This window comes from Actinoplanes sp. NPDC051494 (assembly GCF_044454705.1).
Lineage (GTDB): Bacteria > Actinomycetota > Actinomycetes > Mycobacteriales > Micromonosporaceae > Actinoplanes.
Map to the genome: position 1 here is coordinate 64,077 of NZ_JBITDZ010000020.1, position 8,769 is coordinate 72,845.

General features: G+C 74.1%; 10 protein-coding genes and 1 pseudogene. 4 read left to right on the forward strand and 7 right to left on the reverse strand.

Features of this window, described 5'->3' with window-relative positions:
* Positions 1 to 70: 70 nt before the first annotated feature.
* Positions 71 to 1,000, reverse strand: coding sequence for an FAD-dependent oxidoreductase (locus ACIA6A_RS40515; protein ID WP_396103469.1), 930 nt, complete (start codon positions 998 to 1,000; stop codon positions 71 to 73).
* Positions 1,001 to 1,144: 144 nt separating this feature from the next.
* Here ACIA6A_RS40515 and ACIA6A_RS40520 point away from each other — a divergent pair, with 144 nt between their 5' ends.
* Positions 1,145 to 1,669: a lysostaphin resistance A-like protein gene (locus tag ACIA6A_RS40520; protein WP_396103481.1), complete on the forward strand. Its 525-nt coding sequence runs from the start codon at positions 1,145 to 1,147 to the stop codon at positions 1,667 to 1,669.
* Here the strand turns inward: ACIA6A_RS40520 and ACIA6A_RS40525 are convergent.
* Both ACIA6A_RS40525 and ACIA6A_RS40530 read right to left on the reverse strand, forming a co-directional pair.
* Complete coding sequence (locus tag ACIA6A_RS40525; RefSeq protein ID WP_396103470.1) at positions 1,575 to 2,237, reverse strand: response regulator; 663 nt, start codon at positions 2,235 to 2,237, stop codon at positions 1,575 to 1,577. The genes ACIA6A_RS40520 and ACIA6A_RS40525 overlap by 95 nt on opposite strands.
* Complete coding sequence (locus tag ACIA6A_RS40530) at positions 2,234 to 2,674, reverse strand: sensor histidine kinase (protein ID WP_396103471.1); 441 nt, start codon at positions 2,672 to 2,674, stop codon at positions 2,234 to 2,236. Before ACIA6A_RS40530 ends, ACIA6A_RS40525 begins: the two co-directional genes overlap by 4 nt.
* A gap of 107 nt (positions 2,675 to 2,781) precedes the next feature.
* Between ACIA6A_RS40530 and ACIA6A_RS40535 the strand changes: the two genes are divergently transcribed.
* Complete coding sequence (locus ACIA6A_RS40535) at positions 2,782 to 3,198, forward strand: hypothetical protein (protein WP_396103472.1); 417 nt, start codon at positions 2,782 to 2,784, stop codon at positions 3,196 to 3,198.
* Here the strand turns inward: ACIA6A_RS40535 and ACIA6A_RS40540 are convergent, their stop codons facing one another.
* Entirely contained in the window at positions 3,199 to 3,612 is a 414-nt protein-coding gene (locus tag ACIA6A_RS40540; RefSeq protein WP_396103473.1) for a DUF1810 domain-containing protein, read from the reverse strand.
* A gap of 120 nt (positions 3,613 to 3,732) precedes the next feature.
* Here ACIA6A_RS40540 and ACIA6A_RS40545 point away from each other — a divergent pair, with 120 nt between their 5' ends.
* Together ACIA6A_RS40545 and ACIA6A_RS40550 are read left to right on the forward strand one after the other, a co-directional pair.
* Positions 3,733 to 4,818 (forward strand): sensor histidine kinase, encoded by a 1,086-nt coding sequence (locus ACIA6A_RS40545; protein ID WP_396103474.1) that lies wholly within the window; start codon positions 3,733 to 3,735, stop codon positions 4,816 to 4,818.
* 59 nt (positions 4,819 to 4,877) lie between these two features.
* Positions 4,878 to 5,525: a response regulator gene (locus ACIA6A_RS40550; RefSeq protein WP_396103482.1), complete on the forward strand. Its 648-nt coding sequence runs from the start codon at positions 4,878 to 4,880 to the stop codon at positions 5,523 to 5,525.
* Positions 5,526 to 5,644: 119 nt separating this feature from the next.
* Here the strand turns inward: ACIA6A_RS40550 and ACIA6A_RS40555 are convergent, their stop codons facing one another.
* The 3 genes and pseudogenes from ACIA6A_RS40555 to ACIA6A_RS40565 all read right to left on the reverse strand — a co-directional run.
* Positions 5,645 to 5,776 (reverse strand): hypothetical protein, encoded by a 132-nt coding sequence (locus tag ACIA6A_RS40555; protein ID WP_396103475.1) that lies wholly within the window; start codon positions 5,774 to 5,776, stop codon positions 5,645 to 5,647.
* A 55-nt stretch (positions 5,777 to 5,831) separates the two neighbouring features.
* Positions 5,832 to 8,060, reverse strand: a complete 2,229-nt coding sequence (locus tag ACIA6A_RS40560) for a glycosyltransferase family 39 protein (RefSeq protein ID WP_396103476.1) — start codon at positions 8,058 to 8,060, stop codon at positions 5,832 to 5,834.
* Between the two features lie 67 nt (positions 8,061 to 8,127).
* Positions 8,128 to 8,769 (reverse strand): annotated as a pseudogene (locus ACIA6A_RS40565) (glycogen debranching enzyme); the annotation flags it as partial.

An 8,769-nucleotide genomic window follows, 5' to 3' on the forward strand; every position in this document is an offset into this window, starting at 1 on the left:
CTGCGGCCGACGCTATGAGCCGACGGTGTTCTCCGGCACCGCCACGAGGTGAACGGCGCCTGAACATATGTCAGGTGGCCAGCAGGGCAACCTCGTCGGCGCAGCCCCAGGACAGGGTCATCCCGGCGCCGCCGTGACCGTACGCGTGCACGACCGTCCCGCCCGGCCATTTCTCCGCCTCGACGCGGGGCCCGCCGTGCCGGGCCGGGCGCAGTCCGACCTTCTCCCCCAGGACCGGCGCGCCGGCCAGTTCGGGCACCAGGGCCAGGCAGCGTTCCAGGATGGCGTCACGGATCGCCGGGTCGGGCGTCAGGGACCAGTCGTTCTCCTCATACGTGCCGCCGAGCACGACGTCGCGGGTGCGGGGGTGCACGTAGGTGGACGGGCTGGACTCGTCGCGGACCGACGTGAAGACACCCGGATTGGCCACGAGCACGATCTGGCCGCGTACCGGATGCACGTCGGCGTCGCCGCACAGCGCACCCGCCGCCAGACCGGTCGCGTTGACCACCACCGGGGCCTCCAGCAGGGCCTCCTCGAGCCGGTCGACCCGGCGGCGGACCACCTTGCCGCCGAGCGACAGCACCCGCTCGCGCAGCCACGGCAGGTAGACGCCCATCTCGACCAGCGGCGCGTCGAAGCGCACCTCACGGGTCCACGGCGGGCCGGGATCGAGGTAGCGGACCCGGCCGACGGCCGGCGCCCACCACGGCTGACCGGTCGCACCGCCGCGTTCGAGGTTGCGGGTCTCGCGGACCAGCACGCCGGGCACCCCCTCGCGGGCCTGCCGGCGGAACTCGCGGTACGTCGTGGTGGCCCAGTCCAGGACGCGGGGGTCGAACGTGGTGCGGGTCGGGTACCAGACCGCGGCGGCGACCTCCGACACCGTGCCGGCGGGGTCGTCCGGGGACCACACGGTCACCCCGGCACCGCGCTCCAGCAGGCGGACGGCAGCCGTCAGCCCGATGATCCCCCCACCCACCACGACGACATCAGTCATGCCGCCATCCTGCGCCCGGGCGGCCCGTACGGCGAAATCAGAGTCGCGTTGCCGACCCGTAACCGGTACCACGGTCGTAGGGGCTTGCGCTGATCTCCGGCCCGGGGTGGAGGTGCCGCCTCGTCCGGGCCCTGGCTCACCGATCTGCTCGCGCTCTGCGTCACCGGGCCGATCCTCGCGTACGCGGAGGAGGTGGGCTGGCGCGGTTATCTCCTGCCCCGCCTGCTGTTCCTGGGAGAACGCCGGGCGCTGCTCGTGACCGGCCTCGTGTGGACCGCCTGGCACCTGCCCTACATCCTGTGCACGCCCTCCTACCACCACGACGGCAACCAGTTGCTGGTCCTCGCCCTGTTCGCCGGCAGCGTCGTGGCGTTCTCGTTCCTGTTCGGCTACCTGAGGTTGCGGACCGGCAGCCTCTGGCCCGCGGTGCTGGCCCATTTTGCGCACAACGCCACGTTCGCGCTGCTCGGCACGTACGCGATCAGCACCACCCACCCCGTCGCGGTCGACGAGTATCTCGCCGGGGACACCGGCCTGTTCGTGCTGATCGGCACCGTCGCCGCGGCGGTGCTGGTCAGCCGGTCAGGCCCGCGGTCCGGGCGGCGACGACGGCCTGCACCCGGTCCCGCAGCCCCAGCTTGCGCAGCACCGACCCGAGATGGGTCTTGACGGTCGACTCGGCCACGTGCAGGCGCGCGGCGATCTCGGTGTTGCTCAGGCCCAGCCCGACCGCGGCGAGGATCTCGCGTTCCCGTCCGGTGAGCCGGTCGTAGCCCGCCGGTGGCCGGGCCGTGGCGTCCGGGTCCGGCAGCACGAACATGTCGATCAGCCGCCGGACCAGCCGGGGTGCGACCGGGGCACCACCGGCGGCCGCGGCCCGGACCGCGGCCAGCAGGTCCGGCGGCCCGGCGTCCTTGGCCAGGAAACCCGAGGCGCCGGCCCGCAGCGCGGCGACGAGGTGTTTGTCGGTGTCGAACGTGGTCAGCATGACGACCCGGGGCGCGGCCGGGCCGGCGAGCAGCCGCCGGGTGGTCTCGATGCCGTCGAGGCCGGGCATGGTGATGTCCATCAGCATGACGTCGGCCCGGTGCGCGGGCCGGCGCAGCGCGGCGAGGGCCTCGGCCCCGCTGCCGGCCGACCCGGCGACCTCGATGCCGGGGGCCGCGTCGAGGATCATCGCGAAACCCGCCCGGACCAGCTCCTGGTCGTCGACGAGGAACACCCGGATCGCGGTCACCGGCGCGGCACCGTCGCCTCGACCACGAAACCCCCGGGCGTCGCCCCGGCCGACAGGCTCCCGCCCAGGTCGGCGACGCGTTCCCGCATCCCTTCCAGGCCGTGACCCGCACGCTGGTCCCGTACGCGTACGCGGACCGCGCCGTCACCATGCGTGACGGCGACCGTGGCCCGCGCGTCCGGGCCGGCGTGGCGCAGCACGTTGGTCAGCGACTCCTGCACGACCTGGAGCAGCGCCAGGCGCACCGGCGGCGTCAGCTCGTCGAACCGGGCGGGGTCGGCGTCCACCCGCACGTCGAGGCCGGTGGCCCGGACCGCGCCGACGAGCCGGTCGAGCTCCGCCGACCCCGCCCCGGTGTGCTCGTCGCGCAGCATCTCGATCAGGTCCTTCACCTGAGCCAGGGCGGTGCGGCCGGTGCGGCCGATCGTGGTCAGCACCGCGGCGGCCCGGTCGCGGTCCCAGTGCTCGGCGTGGGCCGCGGCATACGCACCGCCGTCGGCCGAGCACCCAGATCAAGACCGCGGGCACGGCCAGCAGGACCGCGGTGACGGCGACACTCCTGGCGTACGCGGGAGGGGTGCTCCACCGCAGTCCGGCCAGCACCGCACCGGTCAGTGCCGCACCGAGCGCGAGGAGCCGGATCCGCAGGGCCGGCACGTGCGCGGCGACCGTGTGCAGCACCAGGGCCACGGCCAGGTCGGCGGGCAGCGGGATCGGTGTGGTCGCCAGCTGGGCCAGGCCGGCCACGGTGGTCCAGGCCAGCACCGCGACCGGACGGCGGCGCCGGACCACCAGCGGGGCGACCAGCGCCACGGACAGCGCGAGCCCGGCCGGGCCGGCGAGGCCCGCACCCGGGAGCACGGTCAGCACACCCAGGACGGCGGCGACCGTCCGGTCCAGGCGCGCGGGGTCGCCGGTCATCCACCGGTGCGCGCGCACCGCGAGCGAGGCGGCCACGTGACTACAGCAGGTCGAGTGTGGCGGGGTCGGGCCTGCCGTCGTAGAACCGGTCCAGGACGGCCTGGAACAGCGCCGGGTCCCCGGCCGCCCGGGCGAACAGCGTCATCGACGAGCACAGCTTCAGGTCGTCGGGGTAGCCGAGGATCTGCGACGCGGTGCGGCCCTCGACCGCCAGCAACGCCCGCGCGCACTCGGCCAGCCGCGGACCCAGCACCGGGTCGGCGAGGTAGTCCCGGGCCTCGGCGAGGTCGCTGATCGCGTACCTGCGGGCGGTGGCACTGAAGCCCAGGCCGTCGAGCTGCGGGAAGACGAACCACATCCAGTGGCTGCGTTTGCTGCCCGCGCGCAGCTCGGCGAGGGCCCGGTCGTACACGCCGCCGTCCTGGGCCGTGACGAACCGTTCGAGGTCACTCACCGGAACCTGCCTCCCGTCGCGATCGGACCGGGTCATTGTTCCATGTCCTCCCCGGGGCTGACGCGAGGTTCGTTCCCCGGGCCGATGCCCGCGCCCGGCGGGCTGCCTAGGCTCGCAGGCATGAGCATCGTCTGCGGCAGGGAACGGATCATCGACACCGGCGTCGCCGGGGTGCTGTTCGTGATCCTGACCGGGCTCGTCCTCGTCGTCCCGGACGGCCCGTCCGGCGGCGCCGCGGTGGCCGCCGTCGCGCTGGCAGGTGTGCAGGCCGGCACGGTGGCCTGGCTGCGGCGCCGGCCCGGGGCCGCGATGGCCGTCGCGGCCGGGGCCGGGATCGGGCTGGAGGCCCTCGCGCCGGACATCGGCTGGCTGGGGCAGGTCTCGGCGGTGCTCGCGTTCTATGCCACGGTGCGCCCGCCCCGCCGGTCCCTGGTGGTGGCGGCCGTGCTGATCGCGGGCACCCCGTGGAAGCTGCAGCACGGCGACTGGCGTGACGTGCTGATCGGCGCGGCCGGGCCGGCGCTCGGCTGGGCGCTGGGTGAGCTGGGCCGTACCCGCGCGCTGCGCCGCGAGGACGAGCGCCGGCGCATCGCCGCCCAGGAACGCGCCCGCATCGCCCGGGAGCTGCACGACGTGCTGGCCCACACGGTGTCGGTGATCGTGGTGCAGGCCCAGGCCGCGGAGGATGTCTTCGACCGCCGTCCCGAGCTCGCCCGCAAGGCGCTGACCACGATCGGCACCGCGGCCCGCTCCACCCTGCAGGAGTTGCGGATGCTGTTGCAGACCATGTCCGCGGACACCGGCGAGACCGGCCCGCAACCCGGCCTCGACGGCCTCGGCCCGCTCGCCGCGTCCATGGTGGCCACCGGGCTCCGGGTGGAGCTGCACACCACACCGGTGGCCCTGCCCGCCGCGGTGGACCTGTCCGCCTACCGGATCGTGCAGGAGTCGCTGACCAACACGCTGCGGCACAGCCAGGCCGACCGGGCCCGGGTGACGGTCAGCTGCTCCCCCGCGTCGGTGCACGTCGAGATCCACGACGCCGGACCGCCCCGCTCCACCGGCCGGGTCACCGGCACCGACCGGCGCGGCATCGTCGGCATGCGCGAACGGGCCCGCCTGCTCGGCGGCACCCTCGACGCCGGCCCGACCCCGGACGGCGGTTTCCGGGTCCGCGCCGACCTCCCCCGGGAGCCGGTCGCGTGACCCCGCCCGTCCCCGACGTCCCGGCGGCCGGCACGGGGGCGGCCGCCGGGAGCCCACCGATCCGGGTCCTGGTGGCCGACGACCAGGAGCTGGTACGCGCCGGGTTCGCCCTGATCATCGACGGCCGCGACGACCTCGACGTGGTGGGCGAGGCCGGCGACGGCGCCCAGGCCGTCGCGCTCGCCGGGGTCCTGCGCCCGGACGTCGTCCTCATGGACGTACGCATGCCGATCATGGACGGCATCGAGGCGGCCCGCCGGATCGCCGCCGCCGGCAACCCCGCGCGCATCATCATGCTGACCACGTTCGACCTGGACGAACCGGTGGTCGCCGCGCTACGGGCCGGGGCCAGCGGCTTCCTGCTCAAGGACATCCGGCCCGCCGAGCTCGCCGACGCCATCCGCGTCGTGGCCCGCGGCGACGCCCTGCTCGCCCCGACCGTGACCCGCCGGCTGCTGGACCGCTTCGCCGCCGCCCCGGCCCCGGCCGGCCCCTGCACCCGGCTCGACGTCCTCACCGGCCGCGAGATCGAGGTCCTGACGCTGGTGGCCCAGGCGCTGTCCAACGACGAGATCGCCGGTCACCTGCACCTCAGCCGTACCACGGTCAAGACCCACCTCTCGGCCATCCTGTCCAAACTCGGCCTCCGGGACCGCATCCAGGCCGTCGTGCTCGCCTACGAGACCGGCCTGGTGCGGCCGTCATGAACGAAGGACGTACCCGCCACCGCGCACGGTGTGGACCATCGGTGGACGACCGTGGTCGATCTTGGTGCCGAGGTGTACGGCGCAGCAACGCGAACTCGGTGACCGTCAGCATGACCGGTTCACCCGCCCGCGTCCGGCCGGAAGCGTGCCGCCAGGTCCAGGGCGGTCACCCCGTCCGCCGCGCTGCACGTCTGCCGGCCCTCGTACCGCAGGCCCGTCGTCACGAGCTCGGCCGGCTCGTCGTCGACCACCAGCGCCCGGACCGCCCCAGCGGGCTTTCCGGGCCGGCCCTTGTCCCGATGGGGGTCAGCCGGTAGTGGTGCCGGTCAGGTCGTAGACGGTGCTACCGCCGACGGTGGTCGCGGTGTAGTTCGCGGTGACCCACGCGCTGATCTTCGAGGCCTCGGTCTGGTCGCCGCCCGGTCCTCCCCGGCCACCGCCCATACCGCCGCCGGCGATGAAGTAGTGGATCTCGCCGACCCTGGTCCAGGCCTGGAACTGCTCGAGCGTCGGGGCGGGGTCGCTGCCGACCCAGCCACCGAGGCCGATCACCGCGGTGCCGCTGGCCAGTTCGAGGCCGGCCGCGGAGGAGGCGCCGGTGGTGGCCGCCGACCAGCGGTTCGTGGTCGCCTTCAGCAGCGCCGCGAGCTCCGCGTCGACCGACTCGCCACCCATGCCGCCACCGGTCCGCCCGCCGAACCCGCCACCGTTCCGGCCACCGCCACCCGGGGTCTCACCCTGGGTACCGCTTGGGGTGCCGCCTGGGGTGCCGTCCTGGGTCCCGCCCGGAGTCCCTCCGGGGAAACCGCCGCCCTGGGCACCGCCGGGAAAACCGCCGCCCTGGGCACCGCCGCCCTGGGCACCGCCGCCCTGGGCACCGCCGGGGAAACCGCCGCCGGGGAAACCGCCCTGGCCGCCGCCGGTGCGGCCGCCTCGACCGCCGCCACCACCACCCCCGCCGAACCCGCCGCCGGTGTCGACGCCGGCCGGGCCGGAGGTGGGGATGGAGCCGGAGTGGGACTGGGCGGCGGTGGCCACCGCCCAGGCACCGCCGCCGCTGAGGGCGGTCAGGGCCGCCGCGATCAGCGCCACCACCGACACCCGGTGCCACCTCACCCGGGACAGCAGCAGGCCCGCGGCCGCGATCACGCCGACCGCCAGGATGCTCCAGCGCAGGCCCGGCAGCCAGCCCGACCGGCCGAGCAGGACCGTGGTCCAGACCGCCGCGGCCAGCACCATGGCGGCCAGGCCGGCCCGGGCCAGGATCGCGTCGCGCAGGGGCCACAGGACCGCGGCGCCGATGGCGATGAGGGCGGCGATGCCGGGGGCCAGCGCCACCGTGTAGTACTCGTGGATGGTGCCGCTCATGAACGAGAAGACGATGCCGGTGACGAGGACCCAGCCGCCCCAGAGGACGGCGCCGGCCCGGCGTACGTCGGTGCGGGGTGCTCGTGCCGTCGCGGCGAGCACGGCGACCAGGGCGATCAGCGCGGCCGGGAGCAGCCAGGAGATCTCGGTGGCCATGTCGCTGCTGAACAACCGCTGCAGGCCGGTGGCACCGCCGAAGCCGCCACCGCCGCCGGGCATCCCGCCGCCGCCGAACGCTCCGGACGCACCGGCGGGGAAGGCACCGGAGGCGCCGCCGGGCATGCCACCACCGCCGCCGTTGCCCTCGCCGCCGGTGATCCGGCCGAGGCCGTTGTAGCCCAGCGCGAGTTCCCAGAGCGTGTTGTTGGTCGAACCGGCGATGTAGGGGCGCGAGCCGGCCGGCCAGATGGAGACCAGGGCCACGTACCAGCCGGCGGCGACGATCATGGCGCCGCCGGCGACACACAGGTCGCGGATCCGCCGGCCGACGCCGGTGGGGGCCGCCACGAGGTAGACCAGGGCGAATGCCGGCAGGACCAGGAATGCCTGGAGCATCTTGGTGAGGAAGCCGAAACCGAGCAGGACGCCGGTGATCGCCAGCCACTTCCAGGAGGCCTTCTCCACCGCCCGGACCGTGGTGTACGCCGCGGCGGTCATCAGCAGCACGAGCAGCGCGTCCGGGTTGGAGAAGCGGAACATCAGCACCGCCACCGGGGTCAGCGCGAGCACCGCCCCGGCGAGCAGGCCGGCCGCCGGGCCGTACCAGCGCTTGACCGCGGCGTACAGCAATGCCACCGACAGCACGCCCATCAGGGCCTGCGGGGCGAGGATGGACCAGCTGTTGACGCCGAAGAGGCGGGCGGACAGGCCCATCACCCACATGGCCGCGGGTGGCTTGTCGACGGTGATCGCGTTACCGGCGTCGAGGGAGCCGAAGAGCAGGGCCTTCCAGCTCTGGGAGCCGGCCTGGGCGGCCGCCGCGTAGAAACTGTTGCCCCAGCCCACGCCGAGGTTCCAGAGGTAGAGCACGGCGGTCGCGAGCAGCAGGGCGAGCAGTGCCGGGCGCGCCCAGGACGGGTCGGTCCCGGGGCCGCGCAGCCACTGGCGGGGCCGGCGCTGCCAGGCCGGCCCCGGGGAGGTGGTCGGGGCGTCAATCGTCGATGTCACCCGGACAGATTGGCGTGAACAGCTCAGGGTCCTCTGTCAGGAACCTATGGATGAGCTGTGTCCCGGTTCAGTAACGGCTGCGGAGCACCACCATGGTGTGGCCGCCGACGTCGACGTTCCCGCCCGCCTTGACCGTCTTCTTGCGGCTGGCGAGCAGCGGGTCAGCCGTGTTCACCACGGTCTCCCAGCCCCCGCCGTACGAGCGCGGCGGCAGCGTGAACGACACGGCCTCCCACAGCGGGTTGAACAGCACCAGGAACGACGAGTCGACGATCTGTTCGCCGAGCTCGTCGCGTTCCGGGATGCCGTTGCCGTTGAGGAACACCGTCATCGTCATGCCGGACCGCTCGTTCCAGTCTTGCTCGGTCATCGTCTCACCGTCGCGGCGCAGCCAGGCGATGTCCGGGACCTTGGTGTCGCCGGCCGGTTCGCCGGTGAAGAAGCGGCGGCGGCGGAAGATCGGGTGGTCGGCCCGGAGCTTGGTGAGGCTCTCGGCGAACAGGGTGAGCACGTCGTGGTGGCGGGCGTCCTCCCAGTCGATCCAGCTCAGTTCGTTGTCCTGCGCGTACACGTTGTTGTTGCCCTGCTGGGTACGGCCCAGCTCGTCACCATGAGCGACCATCGGCACGCCCTGCGACAACAGCAACGTGGCCAGGAAGTTGCGTTTCTGCCGCTCCCGCAGCTTGACGATCTCCGGATCGTCGGTGGG